This window comes from Leifsonia sp. ZF2019 (assembly GCF_019924635.1).
In the GTDB taxonomy this organism is placed as follows: Bacteria; Actinomycetota; Actinomycetes; order Actinomycetales; family Microbacteriaceae; genus Leifsonia.
On sequence record NZ_CP065037.1, the window covers coordinates 468421 to 494545 of the forward strand.

The following is a 26125-nucleotide window of genomic DNA, read 5'->3' on the forward strand; positions in this document are numbered from 1 at the left end:
CGACGTGAACCTCGCGGGTGTTAGCCCTTCGCCAGCCACTCCCGCAGCCGGTCCAGCGGCCATGTGGTGACGATCCGCTCCGCCGGGACGCCGTTCGCGGCCGCCCGCGCCGCGCCGTAGGAGAGGAAGTCCAGCTGCCCCGGCGCGTGCGCATCGGTGTCGATCGAGAAGACGCAGCCGGCATCGAGGGCGAGGCGGAGGAGGTCGTCCGGCGGGTCCTGACGTTCGGGGCGGGAGTTGATCTCGACCGCGACGTCGTTCTGCGCGCACGCCGCGAAGACCGCCTCCGCGTCGAACTCCGAGGGCGGTCGGGTGCCGCGCGAACCCTGGACCAGCCGGCCCGTGCAGTGGCCGAGCACGTTCGTGCGAGGGTCCCGGACGCCGCCGAGCATCCGCGCGGTCATCGTGCGACGGTCGGAGCGGAGCTTGGAGTGCACGCTCGCGACCACCACGTCCAGTCGGTCGAGCAGCGCCGGCTCCTGGTCGAGCGTGCCGTCCTCGAGGATGTCGACCTCGATCCCGGTGAGGAGGGTGACGGGTCCGGTGTCGAGACCGGCGATCGCCTCCAGCTGCTCGGCCAGTCGCTCGGGGCTGAGGCCGTTCGCGACGGTGAGGTTGGGCGAGTGATCGGTGATCGCCTGGTACTCGCGGCCGAGGGTCGCGGCGGCGGCGGCCATGACCGCGATGGGCGTCGTGCCGTCGGACCAGTCGGTGTGGGCGTGCAGATCGCCGCGCAGCTGCGCGAGGAGGTCGGCGCCGCCGGGGTCGAGCGGCTCGGAGTTCTTCGCGCGCAGATCGGCGAGGTAGTCCGGCACCGCGCCGGCGACCGCCTGCGAGATCACCTGGAAGGTGCGGTCCCCGATCCCCTTCGTGCGCTTCAGCCGGCCGTCTGCCACCCGGGCGGCCAGCTCGTCGCGCGTCAGCGGGGCGATGATCGCCGCCGCCGTGCGGAAGGCCTTCACCTTGAACGTCGGCGCGAGCTCCCGCTCGAGCCAGAAGGCGATCTCGTCCAGCGCGTCGACGGCATCCATGCGCTCATGCTCCCACCCCGCGGTGTCGGACGTCACCGGTAGCGTGCGGCGCATGGGAAAGATCGTCTTCGACACGGCCACGACCATCAACGGCTGGATCGCCGACGAGCAGAACTCGCTGGCCTGGCTGTTCGCGGTCCCGGGAGGCGACGAACCGGCGGAGGGTCTGCTCCCCGCGGAGGCGTCGGTCATGGTCGAAGGGTCGACGACGTACGAGTGGGTGCTCGCCGAGAGCGACATCCTCGCCCATCCCGAGCGGTGGCAGGAGTTCCACGGCGAGCGGCCGACCTTCGTGTTCACCCACCGCGCGCTTCCGGTTCCGGAGGGCGCCGACATCCGCTTCGTCTCCGGCGCGGTGGCGGATGCCCTGCCCGCGATCCGTGAGGCGGCGGGCGACGGCGACATCTGGGTGGTCGGCGGCGGCGAACTCGCCGGGCAGTTCCTCGACATCGGCGCTCTGGATGAGCTGGCGATCTCGATCGCGCCCGTCGCACTGACGGGAGGCGCCCCGCTGCTGCCGCGCCGCGTGGAGTCCGACCGCCTGACGCTGGAGTCGGCGGAGGCTGTGGGGCAGTTCGCACGGCTGCGGTACCGGGTGCGGAGCTCATCAGGCGTTCGTCACGGATTATGAGCTCCGGGTCGAGCTCATAATCCCGCCTCACTCCCGATTACGCTTCGTTTCGCCCCCGCCGACCCACGTCCCGCCCCTCCGCTACCGTCGAATCGTGACCGCCCCCATAGAGAACCTCGGCCGTGAGAGTCGGCTCTACGAGCCGTCTCCGGAGTTCGCCGGGCAGGCGAACGTCGACGCGAGCGTCTTCCTCGACGCGGCGGATCCGGTGGCGTTCTGGGAGCGGCAGGCCGCGCGGCTGGACTGGGCGGAGCCGTGGCGCACGGCCCACACCTGGGAGCCCGCGACCCGGGGCGCGGACGGCGAGCTGAGCATCCCGCGCGCCGAGTGGTTCGCCGGCGGCCGGCTCAACGCCGCGGTGAACTGCGTCGACCGGCACGTGGAGGCGGGCAACGGCGATCGGGTCGCCCTGCATTTCGAGGGCGAGCCCGGCGACACCGAGACGATCACGTACGCCGAGCTGCAGCGCCGCGTGGCGCAGGCGGCGAACGCGCTCACCGCGCTCGGGATCGGGAAGGGCGACCGGGTGGTCGTCTACCTGCCGGTGATCCCGGAGACCGTGGTCATCACCCTCGCCATCGCGCGCGTAGGCGCCATCCACTCGCTCGTGTTCGGCGGGTTCTCGGCGGAGGCGCTGCGGTTCCGGGTGGAGGACACGGGCGCGAAACTGCTGGTCACCTCCGACGGCCAGTTCCGCCGCGGGGCCGCCGTGCCGGTGAAGGCGAACGCCGACGCCGCCGTCGCGGGGGACAACGCGATCGAGCACGTGCTCGTCGTGCGGCGGACCGGCGACCTGACGCCCGGCATCCCCTGGACCGACGGCCGCGACCTGTGGTGGCACGACGTGGTCGAGACCGCCCCAGACGTGCACGAGCCCGAGTTCTTCGACGCGGAGACACCCCTCTTCATCATCTACACGTCGGGCACGACCGGGCGGCCGAAAGGCGTCGTCCACTCCACGGGTGGCTACCTGACCCAGGCGTCCTGGAGCCACTGGGCGCTGTTCGACGCGAAGGAGTCGGACGTCTATTGGTGCACCGCCGACCTCGCCTGGGTCACGGCGCACACCTATGTGCTCTACGGCCCGCTCTCCAACGGCACGACCTCCGTCATCTACGAGGGCACGCCGAAGACGCCGACCACGGGCCGCCACTTCGAGATCATCGAGCGCTACGGAGTCACCACCTATTACACGGCGCCCACCCTCATCCGCACCTTCATGACCTGGTTCCCGGACGGGCTCGGCGACCGCTGGGACCTCTCCAGCGTCCGCCTGCTCGGAACCGTCGGCGAGGCGATCAACCCGGAGGCGTGGGTCTGGTTCCGCGAGCAGATCGGCGGCGGCCACGCGCCCATCGTCGACACGTGGTGGCAGTCGGAGTCGGGCGCGGCGATCGTCGCGCCGCTCCCGGGTGTCACGGCGCTCAAGCCCGGCTCGGCGACGGTCGCAGTGCCCGGCGTGACCGTGCGCGTCGTCGACGAGCGCGGCGACGACGTGCCGCGCGGCTCCGGGGGCTCGATCGTGATCGACGGCACCTGGCCCGCGATGTCGCGCACCGTCTGGGGGGACCCCGAACGGTACCGCGACTCGTACTGGGCGCCGTTCGCGGAACGCGGCTACTTCCTCGCCGGGGACGGGGCGGCCGTGGACGCGGACGGTTACGTGTGGCTGCTCGGCCGCCTCGATGACGTCATCAACGTGTCCGGGCACCGCCTGTCGACCATCGAGATCGAGTCGGCGCTCGTCGCGCATCCCGGAGTGTCGGAGGCCGCGGTCGTCGGCGTCGACGACGGCACGACCGGTCAGGCAGTCGCCGCGTTCGTGGTGCCGTCCGGTTCCGCGCCCGGCGACGGCGAGCTGCGTGACCAGGTGACGCGCGAGATCGGGGCGATCGCGAAGCCGCGGCACATCGTCATCGTCGACGACCTCCCCAAGACCCGCTCGGGGAAGATCATGCGCCGCCTGCTCGTCGACATCTTCGACGGGCGCCCGCTCGGCGACACGACCTCCCTCCAAGACGAGACGGTGCCCGCCCGCATCGTCGCGGCCGTGCGCCCCGCCGCTCTGCGTACGCAGCAGTAATTCCGGAGATCGTCCGCGCCACCGCCCCGAATCACCGTCCGGACGGCGAGTTGAGCGGCGCGTCGCGGCGGAGTTCCGGAGTTCCGGATCTGGAGGCGCGGTGCCGGTCGGTGTCTCGCCGCTTGTGTGGGTGCAATTCCGGAGATCGTCCGCTCCAACGCCCCGAATCACCGTTCGGACGGCGAGTTGAGCGGCGCGTCGCGGCGGAGTTCCGGAGTTCCGGACCCCCGCGCTCCCCGACCCGGCGTCCCTCACACGCGGGCGCGGGAGGCCGCGATCACCGCCTCGCGCAGGGCGGGGGTCAGCTGCTCGGCGGTCGGACGAGCGGCGGGGTCACGGGCGGTCATGGCGCGCAGCAGCTCCGGCCAGCCGTCCGGGAGGCCGTCCGGGATCGGCGGGTCGTGCTCCAGGCGGCCGAGGGCGGAGGAGACCGGGTCGCCCGGGAAGGCCACGTTGCGCGTGAAGCACTCGAGCAGCACCAGCCCCAACGAGTAGATGTCGCTCGCCGGGGTCGCGGGCTCGCGCGACGCCTGCTCGGGGCTGAGGTAGGCGGCGGTGCCGGTGGTGCGGCCCTCCTCCTCGTGGGCGGGAGCCCCGGCGATGCCGCTCGCGATGCCGAAGTCGGTGAGGCGGGCACGGGCGCGGAACGTGGTGGTGCCGTAGGTGACGAGCATGACGTTCGACGGCTTGATGTCCCGGTGGACGACGCCGTTGGCATGCACGTACTCCAGCGCCTCCGAGATGTCGTAGCCGATCTCGGCGATCTCCTCCACGGTCAGTTCCCGCTTCGCCAGGGTGGAGGCGAGGTCACTGCCCGAGACGAGCTCCATCACCAGGAACGGGCGCGGGTCCTCGGGCGCCGAATAGTCGATGCCCGCGTCGATCAGGGACACGATGCCGTGGTGCGACAGCCGGGCCAGTGCGGACTGCTCGGTGCGGTACTGCGTCATCTCCTCTTCGCCGCCGGAGCGGTAGAGCTTGATCGCGACCTCCCGGCCGAGGATCTCGTCGGTCGCGCGGAAGACACTCGCCTCCCCGCCACGGCCGATCACCGTCTGCGGGCGGTAGCGGCCGAGCAGGGCCGGGATCTCGGGGGCGCTCATGCGTGTTCCTCGGGGTGGCTCGCGGTGTCGCCGGTCGTGCGTCGTGAGCGCAGGAGGGCGAAGGAGCTCTCGCCGACGATCACGTTCGCCACGTCGGGGGCGACGACGAGCTCGGGGTCGCTGGAGAGCTCCAGTTCCCACGCGCCGCCCGCGGCCTCCGGAAGAGTGAAGTCGACACCGTTGCCGGCCGCGTTGAGCATCAGCAGGAAGGTGTCCGCCCCTTCGTGGCGCAGCTCGAACGCGATCGACCGCGCCTCCGGGTCCGCCCAGTCGTCGTCGGCGAACGGCCGGCCGTCGGCGCGGAGGATGCAGACGACGTCCGGTCCGCCGACCTCCGGCGCGTGCCGATACCACTCGGGCCGCAGGGCGGGTTCTGTGCGGCGCAGGTGGATGAGCTTCGACGTGAAGGCGTGGAGGTCCCAGTCGGCGTTCGCCCAGTCGAACCACGAGATCTCGTTGTCCTGGCAGTAGGCGTTGTTGTTGCCCTGCTGCGTGCGGCCGATCTCGTCACCGCCGAGGATCATCGGGACGCCCGCGGAGAGCAGCACCGTGGCGAGGAAGTTCTTGCGCTGCCGCACGCGGAACGCGTTCACGCCCTCGTCGTCCGTCGGGCCCTCCACGCCGTAGTTGCTGGAGCGGTTGTCGGACTCCCCGTCGCGGTTGTCCTCGCCGTTGGCCTCGTTGTGCTTCTCGTTGTAGCTGGTGAGGTCGGCGAGCGTGAAGCCGTCGTGCGCGGTGACGAAGTTGACGCTCGAGAGCGGTGCGCGGCGCGACTCCTCGTAGATGTCGGGGCTGCCCAGCACGCGCTGCGAGAGCGTGGCGAGAACGCCGGGTTCGCCGCGCCAGTAGTCGCGCACGTCGTCGCGGAACTTGCCGTTCCACTCGGACCAGTCGGCCGGGAACCCGCCCAGCTGGTAGCCGGCGACGTCCCACGGCTCCGCGATCAGCTTCACCTCGGCGAGCGTCGGGTCCTGCTGGATCAGGGTGAGGAATGCGCTGTGCAGGCTCGCGTCGCCGCCCTGCCGCGTGAGCGTCGTCGCGAGGTCGAAGCGGAACCCGTCGATGTGCATGTCCTCGACCCAGTAGCGGAGGGAGTCCATGATCAGCTGCAGGGCGGCCGGGTGGCTCACGTTGACGCTGTTGCCGGTGCCGGTCGTGTCGAAGTAGTGGGCGGCGTCCCCCTCCACCAGCCGGTAGTAGGACGGGTTGTCGATGCCCTTGAAGCTGTAGGTCGGCCCGAGGTCGTTGCCCTCCGCGGTGTGGTTGTAGACCACGTCGAGGATCACCTCGATGCCGGCCGCGTGCAGGGCCTTCACCATGCCCTTGAACTCGTCGACCTGGTGGCCGGTGTCGCCGGTGGCCGCGTACTCGTTGTGCGGGGCGAAGAAGCCGATGGAGTTGTAGCCCCAGTAGTTGCGCAAGCCCTTCTCGAGCAGGTGCGCATCCTGGACGAACTGGTGGACGGGCAGCAGCTCGACCGCGGTGACCCCGAGGTTCTTGAGGTATTCGACGGCGGCGGGATGCGCCAGGCCTGCGTAGGTGCCGCGGAACTCCTCGGGCACCCACTCCATCAGCTTCGTGAAGCCCTTCACGTGCAGCTCGTAGATGACCGTCTCGCTCAGCGGTGTGTGCGGCCGCTGGTGGTCGCCCCAGTCGAACTCGCGCTGGTCGACGGCGACCCCGAGCGCCACGTGACGGGCGCCGTTGGTGTCGCTGCGCCGCTTGGGGCGTCCGAGCTGGTGACCGAACACGGCCTGCGTGTTGTCCCACGACCCGGTGACCGCGCGGGCGCGCGGCGGCAGCAGCACCTTGGCGGGGGAGAACCGGAGGCCGTTCGCCGGATCCCACGGGCCGTTGACCCGGAGTCCGTAGCGCGTCCCTGCGACGAGGCCGGGCACGAATCCGTGGAAGACGTGGCCGGTGCGCTCGGGCAACGTCGTCCGGGTCTCGCGTCCCCGCGCGTCGAACAGGGAAACGATCACCGAGTCGGCGTTCTCGCTGTAGACGGCGACGTTCGCGCCGCCCTCCTCGAGCGTGACGCCGAGCGGGTAGGGGCGGGAGCGGTCGCCGCTCACGCGCTGGCCCCTGCGGAGTGCGTCGTCGCTCGGGCTACGGCTGGTGCGGATGGTGCTGCTGGTGCGTCGTCGCGGGGGTGGGACGGGCTGGGCTCGATCACGGCGCCTCCGATTCATGGAACCGCCACAGTACCGGCGCTCGGCCCCGCATCGCCAGCGGTTGACAGGGCGCTGCGCGGCCGTTAGCGCACGGCGTGCGTCGGCGAAGTTCGCGTCGTTGTCGTCATTCCGCCGGAATGAGCGCAACGTCGTGAACCTCGCGAGGGCGTTAGCCGCCCAGTCGGGTGACGCGCACCGCGTCCGTGAACGTGGCGACCACCCCGCCGGGCACCGCGCCGTGCGTCGCCAGCCCGCTCCCGCTCAGCGCCGCCTCCACCCGCAGGCCGCCGCGGGTGAACGCGAACACCCCATCGAGCACGCCCACGTCGGTCGCGCGCGCCGTCGCCGGAACGTCGCGGCGCAGCGCGGTCAGCGTGCGGTACCACTCCAGGAGGCGCGCGTTCTCGGGTCGCGCGGGCTCCGACCAGTCCAGCTTCGAGCGGAGGAAGGTCTGCGGGTCCTGCGGGTCGGGAACGGCGGCCGGGTCCCAGCCCATGCGGGCGAACTCGGCGATGCGGCCGCGGGCGGTGGCCTCGCCGAGCTCCTTCTCGGGGTGGGAGGTGAAGAACTGCCACGGGGTGGTGGCGCCCCACTCCTCGCCCATGAAGAGCATCGGCGTGAACGGGCCGAGGAGGGTGAGGGCGGCGGCGACGGCGAGCGACCCGGGCGAGAGCGTCGCCGTGAGGCGGTCCCCGGCGGCGCGGTTGCCGATCTGATCGTGATCCTGGCTGAAGGCGACGAGGCGCGTGAACGGGAGGTCGGCGTCGAGCGGGCGGCCGTGGTGGCGCTCGCGGAAGCTGGACCAGCTGCCGTCGTGGAAGAAGCCGCGTTCGAACACCTTCACCAGCGCGGCCGGGTCGCCGAAATCGGCGTAGTAGCCGGTGACCTCCCCGGTCAGGTTGGCGTGGAGGGCGTGATGCACGTCGTCGTCCCACTGGGCGTCGAGGCCGTAGCCGTGGCGCGCACGGGAGCGGATCAGCTTCGGGTCGTTGAGGTCGCTCTCGGCGATCAGGGTCGCGGGGCGGCCGGTCTGCTCGGAGACCGCGGCGGCCTCCCGCGCCATCGCCTCCAGGATGTGCTCGGCGCGGGAGTCGTGCAGCGCGTGCACCGCGTCGAGCCGCAGCCCGTCGACGTGCATGTCGTCCAGCCAGTAGCGCACGTTGTCGAGGATGTAGCGGCGCACCTCGTCCGAGTCGGGCCCGTCGAGGTTGAGGGAGGCGCCCCACGTGCTCTGCGCGTCGCCGAGATACGGGCCGAACACGGGCAGGTAGTTGCCGCTCGGCCCGAGGTGGTTGTAGACGACGTCCTGGATGACGGCGACCCCGCGCGCATGGCAGGCGTCGACGAACCGCTGGTACGCCTCCGGACCGCCGTACGGCTCGTGGACCGCGTACCAGAGCACGCCGTCGTACCCCCAGTTGTGCGTCCCGTTGAACGCGTTGACGGGCAGCAGCTCCACGGCCTCCACGCCGAGCCCGACGAGATGGTCGAGGCGCCCGGCCGCCGCGTCGAGCGTCCCCTCGGGGGTGAACGTCCCCAGGTGGAGCTCGTAGACGACGGCGCCGGTGAGGTCGCGCCCGCGCCACGCCGTGTCCGCCCAGTCGTGCAGCGACGGGTCGAACTCGCGGCCGGGCGCGTGCACGCCGGCGGGCTGGCGGCGGGAACGCGGGTCGGGATGCGGTTCGCCGCCGTTCACCGCGAACGCGTAATCGAGCGGGTCGGGGGAGGCGTCGAGCGGCTCCGGGAGGCTCCACCATCCGCGCTCGCCGCGGGTCAGCGCCAGGGGCGCCCGGCCGGTGACCACGAGGTCGACGGCGTCGGCGTGCGGCGCCCAGACGGGGAACGTGCGGTCGAGGCTCATCGGCCCTCCTCGGTCTCGGATGCGCGGGCGGTTCCGACCGGCGCCAGCAGGGCCACCGGATACTGCGCGAACACGTCGGCGAGGCGTGCGTGCCCCTCGTGCTCGCGGCCGCTGAGCGCGTCGCGCAGCATGCCGCCGCTGACGCCGAGGTCGACGGTCGTGTCACCCCAGCCTCCCGCCGCCGCGAGACCGTAGGGCAGGCGCGTCGCGAGGGTGACCGCTCCGCCGCGGTCGAAGGCGACGAGATGCCCGGCGGCGGGGCCGTCGGCGGTGAGCCCGCGATACGACACGAAGAGGTCCGGCCGGTCGCGGCGCAGCCGCAGCGCGCGGGAGACGACCAGCACCTTGGCGGCCCCGGAGGAGTCGATCGGCGGCAGCCAGCCGTCGTCGACGCGGGCGAGCAGAGCCTCTGCCGCATCGAACTCGACGGGACGGCGGTTGTCGGGATCGACCAGAGAACGGTCCCAGCGCTCCGTGCCCTGGTACACGTCCGGGACGCCCGGGACGGTGAGCTGGATCAGCTTGGCGGCGAGCCCGTTGCTCGCGCCGGGCCCCTCGACGACCGCGGCGATCGCCTCCACCTCGCTGCGGACGCGGTCGTCGTCGAAGGCGGCGTCGACCAGGGCGGCCATCCGCTCCTCGAAGGCGACGTCGGGGTCGATCCAGGAGGTGGAGTCGCCGGCCTCCCGTGCGGCCTTGAGGGCGTACGCCTGCAGCCGCTCGCGCGACGCGGGCCACGCGCCCACGATCGACTGCCAGAGCAGGTCCTCGAGCGGCCCGTCGCCGAGCGTCACGCGATCGCTCACCGCGCCGAGGAAAGCCGCCCAGCGTGCGGGGAGTTCGGCCAGCACGGCGACCCGCGCACGTGTGTCCTCGCTGCGTTTGGTGTCGTGGGTGGTCAAGGCGGTCAGCGAGTGCGGCAGGGAGGCGAGCCGCGCCTCCTGGCGCCGGTGGAACGCGTCGACCGGCAGCGCGAAGACGTCCGGCTCGCCGCCCACCTCCGTCAGGGAGACCAGGCGGGGGTAGCGGTAGAAGGCGTTGTCCTCGACGCCCTTCGCCATGATCGCCCCGGTCGTCTGCTCGAAGCGCCGAGTGGGGGAGGAGGGCCCGGTCTCGCTCACGCGCTCGGCGACCCTCGCGAGCGCGTCGGCCAGGTCGGGTCGGGAGGCTGTGGCTGCGTCGAGCGCCTCCCGGAGGTGCTCGACGCCGAACGGGAGGTAGCTGCGATAGACGGGGAAGGCGGCGGCGAGCTCGGCCACCGCGTCGGCGAGGCGTCCGGCATCGACGCTCTCGCCCGCCTCCGTCCCGGCGGTCAGCTCGCGCACGACTCGCAGCACCTCCGACCGCAGGATGCCGTCGGCGACGGCCCGCTTGCGCTCCCGCACGAGCGCTCCCCACTCGGGGGCATCCGCCAGCGCGGTCAGCTCACGCTCTCCGGCGGGGTCGGTGAGCACACGGTCGACGAGGCCGAGGGCGTCGTATCCGGTCGTCCCGTCGATGGGCCAATCGGGTGTGCGCTCGTCGCCCTCCAGGATCTTCTCGACCCACACCGGGGCCCCGTCGGCGAGCCGGGCGAGGCGTTCGAGGTACTCGCCGGGTTCGCGCAGGCCGTCGGGGTGATCGACCCGCAGTCCGTCGACGAGACCCTCCCGCAGCCAGCGGCCGATCTCGGCGTGCGTCGCGTCGAACACCCGCTCGTCCTCGACGCGCAGGCCCGCGAGCGTGTTGACGGCGAAGAAGCGGCGGTAGTTCAGCTCGTCGTCGGCCCGTCGCCACGACATCAGCTCGTAGTGCTGGCGGTCGTGCACCTCGCGGGCGCTGCCGCCCGCCGTGCCGGGGGCGAGCGGGAAGCGGTGGTCGTAGTAGCGCAGCTCGCCGTCCTCGACGCGCAGCGCGTCCAGCTCGGCCGGGTCGTCGCCGAGGATCGGGAGGCGAAGCCGGCCGCCGCCGAACGCCCAGTCGATGTCGAAGAACGGCGCGTGCTCGGCCTCCGCGCCGTGGGTGAGCACGTCCCACCACCACGCGTTGTCCCGCGGGGTCGCGACGCCCATGTGGTTCGGGACGATGTCCACCAGCACCCGCAGCCCGCGTTCGTGCGCCGCCGCCGAGAAGTCGCGCAGCGCCTCCGGCCCGCCGCGCTCGGCGTCGACGGTGCTGTGGTCGATCACGTCGTACCCGTGCATCGACCCGTGCTCGGCCTGCAGCAGCGGGGAGAGGTACACCCAGTCCGCGCCGAGACGGTGCACGTGGTCGAGCACCTGGGCGGCGTCGCGCAGGGTGAAGGCGGGCGAGATCTGGAGGCGGTAGGTGCTGGAGGGGGGCGGCGTGCTCACAGGCATTCATTCTGTCCGTCGCGGCGGGACAGGTGAAGAGGCGCGCGCCGAGCCCGGAGGGGGTTGATTTCCCAGGAGAGCCGTGCGGCTGGACGGGGCGGCGACCCGGTGGCAGAGTCCGTGCTGACCCGAACACCGACGAAAGGGGACGGCAATGGGACTCGACGACAAGATCGAGAACGCAGGGGAGAAGCTGGGCGGTCAGGCCAAGGAGGCCACCGGCAAGGCGACCGGCGACGAGCGCCTCGAAGCCGAAGGCAAGGGCGACCAGATCAAGGCCGACATCAAGCAGGCCGCCGAGAAGGTCAAGGACGCGTTCAAGCACTGACCCTCGCCCACGACGACGCCCCCGGGACCGCGCCAGCGACCGGGGGCGTTCTGCGCGCGGGGGCACCGCGGATTCACTGCGCGTTCATCTGGTCTTCACCGGGTGCGAGGGGTAGCTTTCGGCGCATGGGAGACCGTGCGGAGCGCGCCAGGGCGTGGCGCAGGGTGAGCGTCGGAGCCGCGCTCGCCCTCGTGACGCTCGTCGCCACGGCGGCGCTCGCCGTGGCGATCCCGACGCAGGGAGAGAACCCGCGCGCCTGGGGCGTCATCGTGTGCGGAGTCGTGACCGCGGGGGTGTGCGCGTCGATCGCCCGGCGCAACTGGCTGCTGCTGCGGCACTTCCGCGGCGACGACCTGCCGAGGGCCGCCGCCGCGCGGGTGCCGCACCGCTGAGGGCCCGCGGCCGGATCAGTACCGGTAGAAGCCCTCGCCGGTCGCGATGCCCAGCTTGCCCTTGTCGATGTAGTTCTCCTTGAGGTACGCGGCGAACTCGCGCTGCTTCGGACCGGCGACGGACGAGATGTTGTACGCGGTCGTCAGCCCGACGATGTCGAAGATCTCGAACGGGCCCTTGGGTGCCCCGGTGCCGATGCGCCACGTCTTGTCGATCGTCTCGGGGTCGGCGATCCCGTCGACCAGCAGCTCGGCCGCCGCATCGAGCAGCGGCACGAGCAGGGAGTTCAGCACGTAGCCGGCCTTCTCCTTCTTCAGCTCGATCGGCACCATCCCGATCGCCGACGCGAAGTCGACGACCTGCTGGTACACCTCGGGATCGGTCTGCTTCGTGCCCATGACCTCGGCGGTGTTGTTGACCCACACGTGGTTCGCGAAGTGGAGGGCGAGGAAGCGCTTCGGGCGCCCGGTGTAGCCGACGAGGTCGCTCGGGAGCAGGGTGGAGGAGTTGGTGGCGAAGATCGTCTCCGCCGGCGCCAGTTCGCCCAGCTTGGTGTAGATGTCGCGCTTGAGTTCGAGGTTCTCGGGAACCGCCTCGATCACGAGGTCGGCCTCCTTGACGGCCTGCGCGAGGTCGTCGGCGTAGCGGATGCCCGCGAGAGCCTTCTGCGCTGCGCCGTCACCGGCTCCCGCGACCTCCTTCTCGTAGAGCGCGGCGAGGCCTTCGAAGCGCTTCTTCGCCGCGTCGAGTGCGTCGGTGCTGATGTCGTACGCGGTGACGGCGAAGCCGTGGAACGCCGTCTGGAACGCGATCTGCGATCCGAGCACGCCGGTTCCGAGAACGGTGACATTGGTGATGCCGGTCATTTCTCTCCCTGTTCTGTGTGGTCTGAATCTTCTGAGGTGGTCGGGTGGGTCTCGTAACCGCGGACGATCACCTCGAAGTCCGCGGCGAGGTCGGTGAGCAGCTCGGCAGTCGGGCGGCCGTGGGCTGCGGCGTCAGCGATGGTGAAGTGCAGCGCGGCCGAGAGGGCGCGGGAGGCTGCGGCCGGGTCGGGCGCGGCCGCTTCGGGTGCGGCCGCGACGGCCCGGCGCTCCCAGGTGTCGACGAGCACGGCACCCATCCGTTCCCGCAGCTCGCCGAACAGCGCGAGTCCCTCCTCGCGGTAGCGCTCGCCCGCATCGCCGAAGAGGAGCTCGCGCTGATAGGCCAGCGTGTTCTCGTCGTTGTCGCGACCGGCGAGCACGAGCGGAGTGACCAGGGCGAGCAGCCGGGACGCCGCGGGCGACTCCGGGTCGTCCGCCGCGGCGCCGGCCCTGATGCGGTCTCGGCTGCGCTCATTGCTCACCATCAGCAGCAGCTCGGCCTTCGTGGCGGCATAGCGGAACACGGTGCCGGCCGCGACGTCCGCCTCGTCGGCGATGCGCTGGGTCGTGACGCCCGCGAAGCCCAGTTCGTCGAAGAGGCGCTCGGCGGCATCGAAGATGCGCGCCTGCTTCTCCTCCTTGTTGCGCTCCCGCCGTCCTGTCGGCATCCTCATCGCCTCCTCGCGCGCCCGGATCGATTAGTGAGTTCGCTCATTTATGAGTGTACTCACTTTACGAGCCGAGTGCCAGACCCGAGCCCGACGGCTAGGCTCGGGGCATGGGCTCCCATCGGATCTTCGCCATGACGTTCGCGAGCATCCACCCGCTGTACGTCGCCAAAGTCGAGCGCAAAGGACGCGACGCCGCCGACGTCGACCGCGTCATCTCCTGGCTCACGGGCTACGACGAAGCCGGACTCGCACGTGCCATCGCCGACGGCGTGACCCTGGAGGAGTTCTTCGCCCGCGCTCCGGCCATGAATCCCGCCGCAGAGCTCATCACCGGCGTCATCTGCGGCGTGCGGGTCGAGGAGATCGACGACCCGCTCATGCAGCGCATCCGTCACATGGACAAGCTCGTCGACGAGGTCGCGCGCGGCAAGAAGATGCAGAGCATCCTGCGCGCACCCGCCACCGCCTGAGCTGCGCCGGGCGCGCGCGACGCACCGTCGGTCACGGCAGCAGGATCACCTTGCCGCCCGGATGCCCGGACTCGACGAGCCGCGCCGCCTCCGCCGCCTCGGCGAGGGGGAACGTGCGCGCGATGTCGACCTCGAACTCCCTGCGCGCGATCAGGTCGAGCGCCAACGGGTACGCCTCCTCGCGGAGTGCGGTCTGCTCCGCCGTGAGTGGCACGGGATTGCCGCCCGCCCACGCCTGGATGCCCAGGTCGGCGGCCCGGCCGCCCACGACGACGGTTCCGATGCGTGACCGATCGTCGACCAGCGCGAACGACGTCTCCAGCGCCTCGTCGGAGCCGACCGCGTCGAGGATGCGGTCGTAGCCCTGCGGCGCGGCCTCCCGCAGCCGCTCCAGCAGCCCGTCCCCGTAGGCGACCGGGATCGCCCCGAGCTCGCGCAGACGGTCGTGCGCGGCGGGGGAGCCCGTGGCCACCACCCTCGCCCCGGTGCGGCGCGCGAACTGGACGGCGGCGCGGCCGACCGCCCCGGAGCCGCCGTGGACGAGCAGCGTCTCCCCGTCCGCGAGACCCAGCGACCTCAGCGCCTGATGCGCGGTGCTCACCGGGATGCCGATCGCGGCGGCCTGCTCCCAGGTCACGCCCGCGGGCTTGCGCACGAGCTGCGCGGCATCCGCCACCAGGTGCGATGCATAGCCGCCGCGGGCCCCGCGGACCACCACCTCGTCGCCGACGGCCCAGTCGTCCACGCCATCGCCGACCTCCACGACCGTGCCGGCGGCGTCACTGCCCGGAACCCGGGGTCCCGTGAACGGCCCGCTCGGACGGCCGCCGCTCCGCAGCTTGCCGTCGATCGGGTTGACGCCCGCCGCACGCACCCGCACCACCACGCCGCCCGCGGGCGCCGACGGATCCGGCACCTCCACGACCTCCAGGACCTCCGGTCCGCCCAGCCGCTCGTACTGCACCACGGTCGCCATCGTGCTCCCTCCGCCGGCCGGCATCTCCGGCCCCGCACCAGGATGAAGCCGCGGGCGCTGCTCCCGCATTCCCGTGTGACGGCTGGAGGCGACGCGGGATCGTCGTCGCGAGTCAGCCCGCCGCGACCGGCTGGGCCTCCCGCTGCGCGAATGCCGCCCGGTAGCGGGTCGGCGGCACTCCGACTTCCTGGTCGAAGTGGTGCCGCAGGAGCGTCGCGCTGCCGAAGCCGCACTGGCGGGCGACCTCGTCGATCGGGAGCGCGGTGGTCTCGAGCAGGAGGCGCGCGTGCAGGACGCGCTGGGTCGTGAGCCACTGCATCGGCGAGACCCCCGTCTCGGCGACGAACTTGCGCGAGAAGCTGCGGGTGGACATGTGGGTGCGGGCGGCGAGGGCGCCGACCGTGTGGTTCTCGTCGAGGCGGTCCGTGAGGTAGTCGATCAGCTCGCTGAAGGTGTCGTCCGCGCAGTCGGAGACCGGCTTGTCGATGTACTGGCGCTGTCCGCCGTCGCGCTGCGGCGGGACGACCATGTTGCGCGCGATCGTGTTGGCGGTGGCGCTGCCGAGCTCGCGGCGCACGAGGTGCAGGCAGGCATCGATGCCGGCGGAGGTGCCGGCGCTCGTGATCACGTCGCCGTCGTCGATGAAGAGCACGTCCGGGTCGACCTCGGCGAGCGGGAAGCGGCTCTGCAGCGCGTCGGCGTAGCGCCAGTGGGTCGTGCACTCGCGCCCGTCGAGCAGGCCGGCCTCGCCGAGCACGAACGCGCCGGAGCAGACGCTGAGCAGCGTGGCGCCGCGGGCGGAAGCGCGACGCAGGGCCTCCAGGAGCTCCTCCGGGTAGCTGTCGCGGATGGTGGCGGCGGGCACGGCGATGAGATCCGCATCCTCCATCGCGCTCAGGTCGTACGGGGCGAGCAGGCGGACCCCGGTGGGGCTGTCGAGGGGATTCTGCGGCTCGATGGCGCAGACACGGAAGTCGAACGGCTCCAGCCCGGCGTAACTGCGGTCGAGGCCGAACACCTCGCACACCACCCCGAACTCGAACATCGCGAAGTCGTCGAGCAGCGGAACCGCGACGGATCTCAACATCCCCCCATGATACTGGCCGAATCTTTGCGAAGATAGACCCAAGGCCATCTCGTGGCCGATTCTTTACGCTCGTAACGTCTGTGACATGGCAAACACGACATGGGCCCAGGGAATGGAACACGGCTGGATCGGGCATCCGACCCGCACCGTGGATGGAGGACAGCCTCGGCGCCGCCGCCGCTTCGTGCTGAGCGACTGGCTCCCCTCCGCCATCGCCGCCCGCGGTGGCACCCCGTCCCGCGAGACCGACAGGGCGCTCTCGGACCTCCGCGCCGCACAGGACGCGCAGCGGCGGTGAACGTCGCCCTAGGGTGAGGGGGTGGATGTGACGGCGCGCGGATTCCTGTTCGACATGGATGGCACCCTCGTGGACTCGACCCCGGTGGTCGAGCACGTGTGGGGCGAGCTCAGCGCCCGCCACGGGCTGGACCCGGCGGAGGTGCTGGAGTTCGCGCACGGGCGCCCCGCTCCGGACACGGTGGGCCACTTCCTCCCGGGCCTGACGGACGCGGAACGCCAGAGCATCCTGGAGCACCTCGTGCGCGAGGAGGTCACGCGGACCGACGGCATCGTCGAGATCCCGGGAGCCGCCGCGCTGGTCGAGGGCCTGGTCGGCGCCGGCGCACGGGTCGCGCTGGTGACGAGCGCGCCGCGCGAGCTCGCGGAGGCGCGCATGGCGGCGGCGGGCATCCCCCTGCCCGACGTCGTCGTGACCCCCGCCGACGTCGGCAACGGCAAGCCCGCCCCCGACCCGTACCTGCTGGGTGCCCGGCTGCTGGGCGTGCCCATCGCGGACTGCGTCGTGTTCGAGGACGTCGAGGCGGGCCTGCGCGCCGGCATCGCTGCGGGCGCGGAGACGATCGTGGTCGGGCCATACGCGTCGGCGACGACGGAGGGGCTGACCCGGGTGCCCGACCATCGCGACGTGAGCATCACCGCCGTCGGCGACGGCGCCTTCCGCCTCTGCCGCGCGTAGCCCTTGCCGACATTCGTCACGAATGTCCGGAATCGACGCAGATTTCGCGACATTCGTGACGAACGTTCGGGGTGGGCGGCGTGGAGGGGAGGCGAGGCGACGCGGTGGGGCCGGTCCCGTGGCGTTGGTAGGTTGAGGGGCGTGACTCATCTCGCCGACCCGAACCGCTACGACCGCATCCCGTACCGCCGAGCCGGCCGCAGCGGCCTCGTGCTGCCCGAGCTCTCCCTCGGCCTCTGGCAGAACTTCGGCCACGCCCGCGCCTACGAGGTGCAGCGCGCCATCGTGCTGCGCGCCTTCGACCTCGGCATCACGCACTTCGATCTCGCCAACAATTACGGGCCGCCGCCCGGAGCGGCGGAGGAGGTCTTCGGCCGCATCCTCGCCACCGACCTCAAGGCCTACCGGGACGAGATCGTCGTCTCCACCAAAGCCGGTTACGAGATGTGGCCCGGGCCGTACGGCGACGGAGGCTCGCGCAAGTACCTCCTGTCGTCGCTCGATCAGTCGCTGAAGCGTCTCGGCCTCGACTACGTCGACGTCTTCTACCACCACCGCCCCGACCGGGAGACGCCGCTCGAGGAGAGCATGGGCGCCCTCGTCACGGCGGTCACGTCAGGCAAGGCGCTGTACCCCGCGATCTCGAACTACGACGCCGTGCATACGGAGGAGGCGGCGACCCTCCTCGCCGCCGCCGGAGCCCCACTGCTGCTGCATCAGCCGCGCTACTCCCTGTTCGACCGCACCGTCGAGGGCGGTATCCTCGACGCCGTCGACCGGGTCGGCGCGGCAGCGATCGTCTTCTCACCGCTCGCCCAGGGGATGCTGACCGACCGCTACCTGAACGGCGTGCCCGAAGGCTCCCGCGCCGTGACCAGCGTCTTCCTCCACGCATCCGACATCACGGACACGTATCTCGAGCGCGCCCGCGCGCTCAACGAGATCGCCGCCGGCCGCGGGCAGAGCCTCGCGCAGCTCGCGCTGCAGTGGGTGCTCCGCCGCCGCACGGTCGCCTCGGCGATCATCGGCGCGAGCAGCGTCGCTCAACTGGAGCAGAACATCGGCGCCCTCGCCGGTGCCCCGCTCACCGACGCTGAGCTCGCCGCGATCGACGAGTACGCCGTGCACGGCACACTCGGATAGCCCGCGCGCACCTCCACCGAGACGGCGAAAAATCGCACGAATCGCGCCGAGGCGGCCGATAATCCGCCGCCTCGGCGCGCTCGCTGTACTCGGCCCGCTCGGGATGGTCAGAAGGCGAAGAGCTGCCCCAGCACCACGAGCAGGATCAGCAGGATCACCACCACCGCGCCGATCACGGTGATCGTGCGGGCTGAGAGCTTCGCGATCCCGTACCCGACGATGAACGGCAGGGCGAGGCACGCGAGGGCCATCACCCACCAGAACGCCTGGAAGCCGAACTGCGACGCCGACTCCAGCCGCCCGCCGAACAGGCGCTGCGTCGCGGGATGCGTCGCGAAGGCGATGCTCGCCGACAGCGGGTAGGCGATCAGCACCGCCGTGATCAGCCCGGCCAGCGCTCCCCACAGTCCGCGGTGGTCGCGGATGTCGAGCGTGGTCTCCGGATGCGGCCCCTGGCGGCTCTTGGTGCTCATGCGGCACAGCATATCCAGGAGGGCCGCGCGGACGGGAGGGGGACATCCGGAGTTGACTGCACCGTCTACTCCACCGTTACGCTGGAGGGGTCAGCCGTTCCGTGCAGTGCGCGCTAGGGGGCGTCTCGAACGGACCGGTGGCTTACCCGAATGCCCGTATGGGAGTGGAGTCCCGCTCCCATACGGTCGAGGGTGGCCCAGCGCTCAGGCCGCGAGCACGACCTTCCGCCCGGGCGCCACGTGCTCGGCCGCGCGGTTCGCCTCCCACACGTCGTCGAAGGCGTGCACCTCGGGCGTCGGCGGCTGCAGCCGCCCGGAGTCGACCGCGGAGAGAAGGCCGCGCAGCAGTGCGCGATAGTGCGGGCGGCGGGTGAGCACGAAGTACGGGATGCTGCAGACGCGTTCGCGCGGGTGGCCGTGGCGACGCAGGGCAGCCTCCGCAGCGCCCTGCAGGGAGTCCGAGCGTTCGTGGCCCTCCCGGCCGGCGAAGGCGGTGCGGACGAGGGTCCCTCCCGGCGCGAGCGCGTCGCGCACCCGCGGGGCGCCGGTGTGGTCGATGGCGCCGTCGAAGGGGCCGCCGGCCGCGCGGCGGGCGGCGCCTGTCCAGTCGGCGGTGTGGTAGTCCACGACGGGGATGCCGAGAGACTCCGCGAAGGCGCGCGTGCGGGCGGAGGCGGTGCCCACGACGGTACGGCCCTCGTGGGTTGCGAGCTGCACGGCGAACGCGCCGACCGCTCCGGAGGCGCCCTGGACCAGGAGCCGGCGGTCCGGGCCGGTGCCGGGCCCGGTCAGGCGCAGGGCGGCGGCGGCGGTCACCGCGTCCAGGGGGAACGTCGCCGCGACAGCGGAGTCGAGCGCGTCGGGGACCGCGACCAGGAACGTCGGCGACAGGGTCAGCCGGGTGGCGTGCGCGCCCATCCGTGGCAGCACGCCCGCGACGCGCGCGCCGGTACGCAGGCCGAGCGCCACGGAGACCGCCGACTCGGTCTCCAGCACGCCCACGAAATCGTAGCCGGGCGTGAAACCGGGGAGCGGCTGGAACACGTAGCCGCCGCGTCGCGCCAGCAGGTCGGTCGCTCCGACCGACGCGTGGGTGACCCGCACGACGACATCGTTGCCGAGCGGGCGGGGCAACGCTTCGTCCGCGATCCCGAGCGCCGACGCGTCCCCGAACCGCGAGACGCGTACCGCCCGTCTGTCCGCCATCGCGCTCAGCCCGCGTCGCGTTGCTGCAGCAGACCGGCGCGCTCGGGGTGGGCGTCGAACCATTCGGCGACATACCAGCACATCGGGACGATCCGCAGGTCGCCTGCGCGCTCGATCTCGTCGACGGCGTACTCCACCAACTGGGCCGCGTAGCCCTTGCCGCGCTGCGCAGGCACCGTGAACGCTCGGGTGAGGGAGATCGAGCTGCCCAGGATGCGGTAGTCGAGCACGCCGACCAGCTCCCCGTCCCGGTGCATCGCGTACCGGCTCGCGTCCGTCTCGTTGCTGAACTCGGTGGCCATGCGCCCATGGTACGACCGTCCGCCGCGCGGGGGAGGGCGTCGCGTCGCCGAGGCCGGCGAGGTAGGGTGTCGCTGTGGGACCCGACCCGCACCGGGGTCCTCGCGCAATCCGCGACCAGTCACAGCAGGCCAGGCCGCCGGCGACGTCCGTCGCCCGCGACGATGCGACCTCAGGAGAACACCCCGTGACGCTCGCCCGCCCGTCGACCGCCCATCCCGCCCTGCTCTCGCCCGCGCACGAGGCGCTGTTGGCGCACGTGCCGGTCGGCGAGCACTCCGTCATCGAGACGGAGACGGTGGCGTACGACCACGAGGGTCTGCCGCTGGAGGGGTACCTCGCCTGGGATGCGCAGGCCGACGAGCGCAGGCCCGCCGTGCTGGTCCTGCACGACTGGTACGGCGTCGGCGACACGGTGCGGATGCGCGCCCAGATGCTCGCCCGTCGCGGCTACGTCGCATTCGCGGCCGACCTCTACGGCGCGGATGTGCGGCCGGAGGGCGACGAGGCGCAGAAGGTCGCCGGAGCCTTCTACCGCGACCTCGGCCTGATGCGCGCCCGCGTCGCCGCCGGGTTCAGCTGGCTGCGGCAGCATCCAGCGGTCGATCCCGCCCGGCTCGCCGTCATCGGCTACTGCTTCGGCGGGACCGCGGCGCTCGAGTTCGCCCGCACCGGCGCGCCCGCCCGCGGGGTCGTCTCGTTCCACGGCGGGCTCATCGCGCACGATCCGCCGGACGCCGCCGCGATCGCCGCCTCCCTCCTCGTGCTCACGGGCGGGGACGACCCGGTCGTGCCCGACTCCGCCATCGCCGCCTTCCAGGACGAGCTGCGCGGCGCTCCGCACGTCGACTGGCAGGTGACCACCTACTCCGGCGCACCGCACGCCTTCACCATCCCCGGCCGCGACAGCTACCGGCCCGTCGCCGACGCCCGCAGCTGGCGCGCACTGGTCTGTTTTCTCGACGAGATCTTCGCCTGATGGAGCACCCCCGCCTGTTCGACGCCGACGACGAGCTCGTCGCCCGCGTGCGCGCCCGCAGCCTGCGCCTCCCGGAGGCCGTGGAGATCCTGACCCATGGCCGCCCGGCGTTCAAGACCGGCGAGAAGGGCAAGATCTTCGCCCTCGTCGGCGCCATGATGGACCGCACCGACTCCGTCGTCTTCAAACCCGACCCCGCAGAGGACCCGGCCCTCCGGCAGGACCCGCGCATCTTCGTCCCGAAGTACTGGGGTGCGATCGGCTGGCTCGGCATCGACGTCGACCGCGCCTGGCCGGACGACGCGGACGCCTGGACGGAGATCGGCGAACTCATCGAGACCTCCTACCGCCAGGTCGCCCTCCGCCGCCAATTGGCGGTCTTGGATGCGGTCATGTAAGCTCTAATCCGGCCCGCGCGAGAGCGGATGGGTCATGCGCCACTAGCTCAACGGATAGAGCATCTGACTACGGATCAGAAGGTTGGGGGTTCGAATCCCTCGTGGCGCACCAGATGCACGGTCCTAGTGTGGACCAAGGTGAGGACAACGCCAAGAAACCGCTGGATCTCCGGCGGTTTTCTTGTTTGCGGGGCGGGCGAATTGTCGTCCGCTTGGCGTACGTTCACGGCATGGAGAAGAACCCATGTCCGAAGTGTGGCCGTGATCGTGGAACCGGTCGACGGTTCATGGGCGTCGACCGATTCGGTGAACCCGCGTTTGGACCCGATGAAGCCGTGGAGTTCTGCGAGCCATGCGAACAAGGGTTCGCAGTTGACGCTGAGTGGCCGCCGCGTCTGAAGCCCGAGTATGAGGGCCTGCCGACGACAGCTTGTGGATTCGCCATACTCCCGGACGGCACTCTCGTGTCCCCGAGGGACATGTACCTCTAGGACACTCGGGCTCGCTTGTCTGCTCGCTTTACTGCGAGTCTTCTGAGCCGGTGTACGAGCATGGGGTGCTCGGCTTCGGCGCCTTGCCTGCCGATCAGGTGATGCAACTGGGAGTAGTACCGGGTGGCGGATAACCCGAACGTGTGTCGGATCTGTTCTTCCTTGGCCGGGTTGTCAGGGTGGGTGTCCTCGAAGTCGAGGAGGAGACGTTCACGAGGGGTCAGCATAGGTGGAGTCTGGGGTCAACCACCGACATCGCCTTGAGCGAACGGGATTGCATTTGTCGCCTGCCCGTTCGTATAGTGCAATTAGTGCCCCGGACGAGATTCGAACTCGCAACTGCCACTTAGCCAAAGAGGTGCTCAATCCGTTGAGCTACCGGGGCCAGCATGAGACCCGTCCTTTCGCAGAGGGCGGGTCTTGCTGTATCTAAACGGTAACGTTCGCCACCGCATCTGGATTGGTCTGTTCGCCGTGGGCGTGACGAGAGAGTGATCGTGCCGCCTTTGTCGGGGCCGCGTCGTAGCCTGTCGGGGTGCCCGACTGGTCCCCCACCGCCTACGCTCGTCCCACCGAGTGGTTGTTGCGTGTATCGGAGTCTCAGCCGCCATATGCAGTGGTCAGACGGATGCTTCTGGGTGACCCGAACCGGCCTGATGAGTGGTTCCGGGTCGTCACCTATGCGCCGACGTCGGATGGTCGAGAGTTGGTCGGGTGGGTGCGCACCCTCGATGACGCCTGCCTGTTGGGGTGGGACTACAAGGTTGCGTTCGAGTCCTGGCGGCACGACCTCGCAGCACGACGGGTGGAAGCGAAGGACATGGTTCAGCCACCCGCCGGCGAGCTCGTGAAGTTCTGGCGGCAACACAGGACTTTATCCGATCGTCCTAAAGCGCCCTAAACCCAGAAAATCACCCCCAGTCCAGACCGAAGCCTGAACCGGGGGGTGCTGGGTGATCGAACCCGAACCTCACGGTACGGGGTACAACATCGGGTAGACCAGAGCGGTCACGCTGTGAGGCGAATCCACCCACCACCACGAACCACGATCTCGGGACTGTCCGTGACGCGGACCTTCACATCGGTGTCTGTGGTGACGACGACAGCGCCTGTCGGGTCAGCATCCGGTCCAGCGAGGAGGATGCTACCGACATTGCCGGTGACGTCGAGGGCATGCCACTCATCTCCGAGCTTTACCTCTACTGCTCCGTGATCACCTGGCAAGCCCGTGAATGTCCACTTGATGAACTCCCGGCCGCCTCTATCGAGATACATGTGGCTCCTCTCGTGAACCCCTCAGGGGGCGATCAAACCGCTGATGGCAAGTGCGACAAAGCGCAACGTAGTGATCCGGGTTCAGGCTAAAGGCCATGTTCAAATCGGCGTCAATGCGCTCGTTTGGGTCGCCGTGGTCATAGGCCCAGTCGTAGGCTCGATCTCCGCAGTGTGCGCAGCGCTGTAGCTTCGCAGAGCCTTTGTGCCGAACGATCCGCTTGTGTGCGTTCCCGTAGCACGGATCATCGATGATCAGATGATGCCCCGGACCAGATGGACGTCCGGGGCTGTGGCGGATGAGCGGGTCTCCGTGAAGTCGCCACTGCCGATAGTGATTCGCGCACCACCCTCGCGCCTTGTGCTCCCGGTTGCATCCTGCAATCGAGCAGCTTTCGATAGGAGTCGGCGGATTCCAAGTCGGGTCTCCGTGGGACTTCCAGCGCTTGTAGTGCTTGCGGCAGAGCCCCTTTGCTATGTGTGGCTCGCGGCAGTTGTCGACATCGCATGTCCTGCGGGTAGGCTCCATGCCTAGCCCCTCTCTGCTAGTACCAGATAGTGGGTCAGGCCCCGATGGATGCTTCCAACATCCTTCGGGGCTGCCCTAATTCTACCCGGCCCCGGCGACAATTACTGGAGATAGGTCATCGGGTGCCTCCTGACACACGGAGCGGATTAGGTTGCGCGTACGCATCCCTGAGCGGGTTCCTGGTGGGGCCCGACACGTAGACGGTGATGTCTCGCAGCACAAGGTTCATCTGCGCGGTCACCGCGTCAACGGCGCCGACAGGGTCAGCGAACGTCACGGTGCGGGCCACTGTGACCGTGAGAGTGTCTGTGACCCCAACGGGATCAGATGCCAGCCTCGAGGTGGCTACCGACCATGCGGCGCTGTCTGTCGCACCAACAGGGTCGGCAGGGTTCGCTGTCGGTCCTGCAGAGGTTTGTGCAGCATCGGTGAGGTTCAGCAGGTCCGCGACGGTGACAACACGATCCAGTTGTGCGAGGACGGCATCCGTCAGACCGACACTGTCGGATGGGGTGCCGGTGTAGTCACCACCTCCGGTGATGTTCGCCACCACCGAATCCGACACACTGACCGGGTCGGCCGAGGAGCGCAGAACGTCCACAGAGCCCGCGACAGCGTCGGTCGCGCCCACACCATCGGCTGGCGCCTGTACGACGGCCTCAACGTCAGAGGCGGCGTCCGTGACACCGACGGGGTCGTTGAGGGTGTAGTCGTAGGCGAGAGTGATCGGAGCCCCGGTGTCCGTGACGCCAACAATGTCGCTCACCGTCACCACAATGGCGCGAGCCGTCGCCGCCACATCGGTGACACCTACCGGATCAGACGGTGTCACCTGCGGGCCGAACCCGGCCGTCACACTGTCCGTCACCCCGACAGAGTCGGAGGGAGTTGCCGTGTAGTTCGTACCACCCGCGGACGCCTTGAAAGCGATCTGCACGGCAGCGACGTTCTGCGCCTGCCCCGACCATGATGCGGTCGTCGCCCCCACAGCACCCGCCGTAGCCTGGACCTTCTGACCCACCACCAGGGATGTCTTCGCACCAGACGCCCCGGTGGCAACGAGAGCCTGCAGCAGGGAGGTGAACGAGTTGTTCCAGGAGAACGTGTTCGAGATCGTCCCCGAGTAGCCGTGCTGGGCGTGAGCGACAAGTACGAGATCGTTCGCCGCGGTGGTGGTGATTGTCGACGCTGCCAGGGATGTGGCGTTCGTACCTGACGCTACCGTCCCCACCACATCGAACGGGGTGGAGGTGACGCCGGCGAGCTCGATGATGCCGAGGCTCGCGTACGTGGCCCCACCACCGGGGACGACACCGTAGACGGTGGCATCGGAGGACACGACGGGGCGTGTCCAGATGTAGAACCCTTGGTCGGACACGTAGGAGAACCGTTGCGTCCACCCTGTACCCGTACTTCCCGATGTGGTGTCGAGGGTGAGGGTGGAGTCGGAGTTCGCGATCAGGACAAGCGTGTTCCCCACCGTGGGGACGCTGGCCAGGGTGGCGGTGACGATGGTGGCTGTGGTCGCGTTCGATGCTGACTGCAGTACGGAAGCGGCCACCGTTTCACCTCCACACGCGGATGTAGTCCACCAGCATTGTCGGGTTCGATCCGGGCCACGATTGCCCGGTTCGGGCGGCGAGGTTCAGGATCAGGTACTGGGAACCACCGATCACCTTCGACGATGTTCTCGAGAGTGCACCGTCGATGTAGAACGCCGTTGTCCCGTCCGCTTTCCACCAGGCCCCGTAGGTGTGCCAGGCGGTCAGGTTGGATGGTGCGTTCACGTGCACGGTGTCCTTGTCGGACGTCGTTACGTAGATGTTCTGCTCTGTGCCTGGCCCCATTCCGAACAGCTCGAAATAGTCCGTCTCCGGCGGCCACGTGTTCGTCTGACTATTCGACATCCACGCGGCCGGCCACAGAATGTTCGAAAGCACCGGGATCTGCACTCGAGCCTCGACGAAGCAACCGGGCGATGTCGTGTACGACTTCAGCGACTGCACCATGCCCGACTTGTACGACAACCCCGGGTAGGTGGTGGAGTCCTGCGCCATCGTCAACAGCAGGTTCGATGACCCGTCCAGGGTGGCGTTGTCGTCGTTGTAATAGTTCGCGTTGTCCGTGTTGGTGCGGTTCCCGCCCGGGTTCTGGCTCGTGAAGATGTTCCACGCCGGGTACAACGTGTCCCACTTCAACCTTTCCAGGGTGGTCCCGTTGAACTCATCCGAGAACCTCAACGACCACCCCGACAAGCCGGACGGTTGGACTGCGGAGTCCGACGTGGGGTCAACCAGTTGGAGGGTGGGTGCCGGAAAGTACCCTACCGTGACCGCCAGATTCCGCGGCAT

The 26125-nt window shown here is 70.2% G+C and carries 26 protein-coding genes and 2 tRNA genes; 11 read left to right on the forward strand and 17 right to left on the reverse strand.

Annotated features, from left to right (window positions below):
• Window positions 1-20 precede the first annotated feature (20 nt).
• Window positions 21-1031, reverse strand: coding sequence for a PHP domain-containing protein (locus tag IT072_RS02175; RefSeq protein ID WP_223359159.1), 1011 nt, complete (start codon window positions 1029-1031; stop codon window positions 21-23).
• Window positions 1032-1083: 52 nt separating this feature from the next.
• On the opposite strand from IT072_RS02175, the gene IT072_RS02180 reads away from it, so the two are divergent.
• Window positions 1084-1662 carry a dihydrofolate reductase family protein gene (locus tag IT072_RS02180; RefSeq protein ID WP_223359160.1) on the forward strand — a complete coding sequence of 193 codons (579 nt, stop codon included), beginning with the start codon at window positions 1084-1086 and terminating at the stop codon, window positions 1660-1662.
• 94 nt (window positions 1663-1756) lie between these two features.
• Window positions 1757-3745 carry an acetate--CoA ligase gene (gene acs / locus IT072_RS02185; protein ID WP_223359161.1) on the forward strand — a complete coding sequence of 663 codons (1989 nt, stop codon included), beginning with the start codon at window positions 1757-1759 and terminating at the stop codon, window positions 3743-3745.
• A 251-nt stretch (window positions 3746-3996) separates the two neighbouring features.
• Here acs and IT072_RS02190 read toward each other — a convergent pair whose 3' ends face one another.
• The 4 genes from IT072_RS02190 to treY all read right to left on the reverse strand — a co-directional run bounded on the left by IT072_RS02190 (window position 3997) and on the right by treY (window position 11222).
• On the reverse strand, window positions 3997-4848 hold the full coding sequence (locus tag IT072_RS02190; protein WP_223359162.1) for a serine/threonine-protein kinase: 852 nt from the start codon (window positions 4846-4848) through the stop codon (window positions 3997-3999).
• Window positions 4845-6923, reverse strand: a complete 2079-nt coding sequence (gene glgX / locus IT072_RS02195) for a glycogen debranching protein GlgX (RefSeq protein WP_223359163.1) — start codon at window positions 6921-6923, stop codon at window positions 4845-4847. The genes IT072_RS02190 and glgX overlap by 4 nt, the downstream gene beginning before the upstream one ends.
• Before the next feature lie 268 nt (window positions 6924-7191).
• Window positions 7192-8883, reverse strand: coding sequence for a malto-oligosyltrehalose trehalohydrolase (gene treZ, locus IT072_RS02200; protein ID WP_223359164.1), 1692 nt, complete (start codon window positions 8881-8883; stop codon window positions 7192-7194).
• The gene (gene treY, locus IT072_RS02205) at window positions 8880-11222 is read right to left on the reverse strand and encodes a malto-oligosyltrehalose synthase (protein WP_442786780.1); all 2343 of its coding nucleotides are present in this window, start codon (window positions 11220-11222) and stop codon (window positions 8880-8882) included. The genes treZ and treY overlap by 4 nt, the downstream gene beginning before the upstream one ends.
• A 148-nt stretch (window positions 11223-11370) precedes the next feature.
• Between treY and IT072_RS02210 the strand changes: the two genes are divergently transcribed.
• Together IT072_RS02210 and IT072_RS02215 are read left to right on the forward strand one after the other, a co-directional pair.
• Window positions 11371-11544 (forward strand): CsbD family protein, encoded by a 174-nt coding sequence (locus tag IT072_RS02210; RefSeq protein WP_043709241.1) that lies wholly within the window; start codon window positions 11371-11373, stop codon window positions 11542-11544.
• A gap of 125 nt (window positions 11545-11669) precedes the next feature.
• A complete protein-coding gene (locus tag IT072_RS02215; protein ID WP_223359166.1) occupies window positions 11670-11936 on the forward strand; it encodes a hypothetical protein in 267 nt (88 codons plus the stop codon).
• Between the two features lie 15 nt (window positions 11937-11951).
• Here IT072_RS02215 and IT072_RS02220 read toward each other — a convergent pair whose 3' ends face one another.
• Both IT072_RS02220 and IT072_RS02225 read right to left on the reverse strand, forming a co-directional pair.
• On the reverse strand, window positions 11952-12803 hold the full coding sequence (locus IT072_RS02220; RefSeq protein WP_223359167.1) for a 3-hydroxyacyl-CoA dehydrogenase: 852 nt from the start codon (window positions 12801-12803) through the stop codon (window positions 11952-11954).
• On the reverse strand, window positions 12800-13471 hold the full coding sequence (locus IT072_RS02225) for a TetR/AcrR family transcriptional regulator (RefSeq protein ID WP_223359168.1): 672 nt from the start codon (window positions 13469-13471) through the stop codon (window positions 12800-12802). Before IT072_RS02225 ends, IT072_RS02220 begins: the two co-directional genes overlap by 4 nt.
• Before the next feature lie 110 nt (window positions 13472-13581).
• Here IT072_RS02225 and IT072_RS02230 point away from each other — a divergent pair, with 110 nt between their 5' ends.
• Entirely contained in the window at window positions 13582-13944 is a 363-nt protein-coding gene (locus IT072_RS02230; RefSeq protein WP_223359169.1) for a DUF2200 domain-containing protein, read from the forward strand.
• 31 nt (window positions 13945-13975) lie between these two features.
• Here the strand turns inward: IT072_RS02230 and IT072_RS02235 are convergent, their stop codons facing one another.
• On the reverse strand, window positions 13976-14920 hold the full coding sequence (locus IT072_RS02235) for an NADP-dependent oxidoreductase (protein WP_223359170.1): 945 nt from the start codon (window positions 14918-14920) through the stop codon (window positions 13976-13978).
• Window positions 14921-15032: 112 nt separating this feature from the next.
• A complete protein-coding gene (locus tag IT072_RS02240) occupies window positions 15033-16007 on the reverse strand; it encodes a helix-turn-helix domain-containing protein (protein ID WP_223359171.1) in 975 nt (324 codons plus the stop codon).
• 85 nt (window positions 16008-16092) lie between these two features.
• Here IT072_RS02240 and IT072_RS02245 point away from each other — a divergent pair, with 85 nt between their 5' ends.
• The 3 genes from IT072_RS02245 (at window position 16093) to IT072_RS02255 (ending at window position 18126) form a co-directional block, all read left to right on the forward strand.
• Window positions 16093-16305, forward strand: a complete 213-nt coding sequence (locus tag IT072_RS02245) for a hypothetical protein (protein ID WP_223359172.1) — start codon at window positions 16093-16095, stop codon at window positions 16303-16305.
• Between the two features lie 21 nt (window positions 16306-16326).
• A complete protein-coding gene (locus IT072_RS02250) occupies window positions 16327-16983 on the forward strand; it encodes an HAD-IA family hydrolase (RefSeq protein WP_327058933.1) in 657 nt (218 codons plus the stop codon).
• 141 nt (window positions 16984-17124) lie between these two features.
• Entirely contained in the window at window positions 17125-18126 is a 1002-nt protein-coding gene (locus tag IT072_RS02255; RefSeq protein WP_223359173.1) for an aldo/keto reductase, read from the forward strand.
• Between the two features lie 107 nt (window positions 18127-18233).
• On the opposite strand, the gene IT072_RS02260 is transcribed toward IT072_RS02255, so the two are convergent.
• The 3 genes from IT072_RS02260 to IT072_RS02270 all read right to left on the reverse strand — a co-directional run bounded on the left by IT072_RS02260 (window position 18234) and on the right by IT072_RS02270 (window position 20107).
• On the reverse strand, window positions 18234-18599 hold the full coding sequence (locus IT072_RS02260; RefSeq protein WP_223359174.1) for a hypothetical protein: 366 nt from the start codon (window positions 18597-18599) through the stop codon (window positions 18234-18236).
• Between the two features lie 204 nt (window positions 18600-18803).
• A complete protein-coding gene (locus IT072_RS02265) occupies window positions 18804-19805 on the reverse strand; it encodes a zinc-binding dehydrogenase (protein ID WP_223359175.1) in 1002 nt (333 codons plus the stop codon).
• Between the two features lie 5 nt (window positions 19806-19810).
• Complete coding sequence (locus IT072_RS02270; protein WP_223359176.1) at window positions 19811-20107, reverse strand: GNAT family N-acetyltransferase; 297 nt, start codon at window positions 20105-20107, stop codon at window positions 19811-19813.
• Between the two features lie 185 nt (window positions 20108-20292).
• Between IT072_RS02270 and IT072_RS02275 the strand changes: the two genes are divergently transcribed.
• The 3 genes from IT072_RS02275 (at window position 20293) to IT072_RS02285 (ending at window position 21594) form a co-directional block, all read left to right on the forward strand.
• On the forward strand, window positions 20293-21084 hold the full coding sequence (locus IT072_RS02275) for a dienelactone hydrolase family protein (RefSeq protein ID WP_223359177.1): 792 nt from the start codon (window positions 20293-20295) through the stop codon (window positions 21082-21084).
• A complete protein-coding gene (locus IT072_RS02280) occupies window positions 21084-21482 on the forward strand; it encodes an MmcQ/YjbR family DNA-binding protein (RefSeq protein WP_223359178.1) in 399 nt (132 codons plus the stop codon). Before IT072_RS02275 ends, IT072_RS02280 begins: the two co-directional genes overlap by 1 nt.
• 36 nt (window positions 21483-21518) lie before the next feature.
• Window positions 21519-21594 (forward strand) — tRNA-Arg (locus IT072_RS02285).
• Between the two features lie 375 nt (window positions 21595-21969).
• Here the strand turns inward: IT072_RS02285 and IT072_RS02290 are convergent.
• The 5 genes from IT072_RS02290 to IT072_RS02310 form a co-directional block, all read right to left on the reverse strand.
• Window positions 21970-22200: a DUF3263 domain-containing protein gene (locus tag IT072_RS02290; RefSeq protein ID WP_223359179.1), complete on the reverse strand. Its 231-nt coding sequence runs from the start codon at window positions 22198-22200 to the stop codon at window positions 21970-21972.
• Between the two features lie 85 nt (window positions 22201-22285).
• A tRNA-Ala gene (locus tag IT072_RS02295) sits at window positions 22286-22358 on the reverse strand.
• Window positions 22359-22981: 623 nt separating this feature from the next.
• A complete protein-coding gene (locus IT072_RS02300; protein ID WP_223357412.1) occupies window positions 22982-23248 on the reverse strand; it encodes a hypothetical protein in 267 nt (88 codons plus the stop codon).
• Window positions 23249-23889: 641 nt separating this feature from the next.
• Window positions 23890-25335: a hypothetical protein gene (locus IT072_RS02305; RefSeq protein WP_223357413.1), complete on the reverse strand. Its 1446-nt coding sequence runs from the start codon at window positions 25333-25335 to the stop codon at window positions 23890-23892.
• Window positions 25336-25339: 4 nt separating this feature from the next.
• Window positions 25340-26125 (reverse strand): glycoside hydrolase family 16 protein, encoded by a 786-nt coding sequence (locus IT072_RS02310; protein ID WP_223357414.1) that lies wholly within the window; start codon window positions 26123-26125, stop codon window positions 25340-25342.

Excerpts from the sequence above, each read along its gene's own strand:
- IT072_RS02225 (WP_223359168.1), bottom strand. The coding sequence starts at position 13,471 with ATGCCGACAGGACGGCGGGAGCGCAACAAGGAGGAGAAGCAGGCGCGC.
- IT072_RS02260 (WP_223359174.1), bottom strand. The coding sequence starts at position 18,599 with ATGAGCACCAAGAGCCGCCAGGGGCCGCATCCGGAGACCACGCTCGAC.
- IT072_RS02230 (WP_223359169.1), top strand. The coding sequence starts at position 13,582 with ATGGGCTCCCATCGGATCTTCGCCATGACGTTCGCGAGCATCCACCCG.
- treZ (WP_223359164.1), bottom strand. The coding sequence starts at position 8,883 with ATGAGCCTCGACCGCACGTTCCCCGTCTGGGCGCCGCACGCCGACGCC.
- IT072_RS02265 (WP_223359175.1), bottom strand. The coding sequence starts at position 19,805 with ATGGCGGACAGACGGGCGGTACGCGTCTCGCGGTTCGGGGACGCGTCG.
- IT072_RS02240 (WP_223359171.1), bottom strand. The coding sequence starts at position 16,007 with ATGTTGAGATCCGTCGCGGTTCCGCTGCTCGACGACTTCGCGATGTTC.
- IT072_RS02190 (WP_223359162.1), bottom strand. The coding sequence starts at position 4,848 with ATGAGCGCCCCCGAGATCCCGGCCCTGCTCGGCCGCTACCGCCCGCAG.
- IT072_RS02180 (WP_223359160.1), top strand. The coding sequence starts at position 1,084 with ATGGGAAAGATCGTCTTCGACACGGCCACGACCATCAACGGCTGGATC.
- IT072_RS02220 (WP_223359167.1), bottom strand. The coding sequence starts at position 12,803 with ATGACCGGCATCACCAATGTCACCGTTCTCGGAACCGGCGTGCTCGGA.
- IT072_RS02210 (WP_043709241.1), top strand. The coding sequence starts at position 11,371 with ATGGGACTCGACGACAAGATCGAGAACGCAGGGGAGAAGCTGGGCGGT.
- IT072_RS02175 (WP_223359159.1), bottom strand. The coding sequence starts at position 1,031 with ATGGATGCCGTCGACGCGCTGGACGAGATCGCCTTCTGGCTCGAGCGG.
- IT072_RS02280 (WP_223359178.1), top strand. The coding sequence starts at position 21,084 with ATGGAGCACCCCCGCCTGTTCGACGCCGACGACGAGCTCGTCGCCCGC.
- IT072_RS02270 (WP_223359176.1), bottom strand. The coding sequence starts at position 20,107 with ATGGCCACCGAGTTCAGCAACGAGACGGACGCGAGCCGGTACGCGATG.
- IT072_RS02215 (WP_223359166.1), top strand. The coding sequence starts at position 11,670 with ATGGGAGACCGTGCGGAGCGCGCCAGGGCGTGGCGCAGGGTGAGCGTC.
- IT072_RS02290 (WP_223359179.1), bottom strand. The coding sequence starts at position 22,200 with ATGCTGACCCCTCGTGAACGTCTCCTCCTCGACTTCGAGGACACCCAC.
- IT072_RS02310 (WP_223357414.1), bottom strand. The coding sequence starts at position 26,125 with ATGCCGCGGAATCTGGCGGTCACGGTAGGGTACTTTCCGGCACCCACC.
- IT072_RS02245 (WP_223359172.1), top strand. The coding sequence starts at position 16,093 with ATGGCAAACACGACATGGGCCCAGGGAATGGAACACGGCTGGATCGGG.
- IT072_RS02300 (WP_223357412.1), bottom strand. The coding sequence starts at position 23,248 with ATGTATCTCGATAGAGGCGGCCGGGAGTTCATCAAGTGGACATTCACG.
- treY (WP_442786780.1), bottom strand. The coding sequence starts at position 11,222 with ATGCCTGTGAGCACGCCGCCCCCCTCCAGCACCTACCGCCTCCAGATC.
- IT072_RS02235 (WP_223359170.1), bottom strand. The coding sequence starts at position 14,920 with ATGGCGACCGTGGTGCAGTACGAGCGGCTGGGCGGACCGGAGGTCCTG.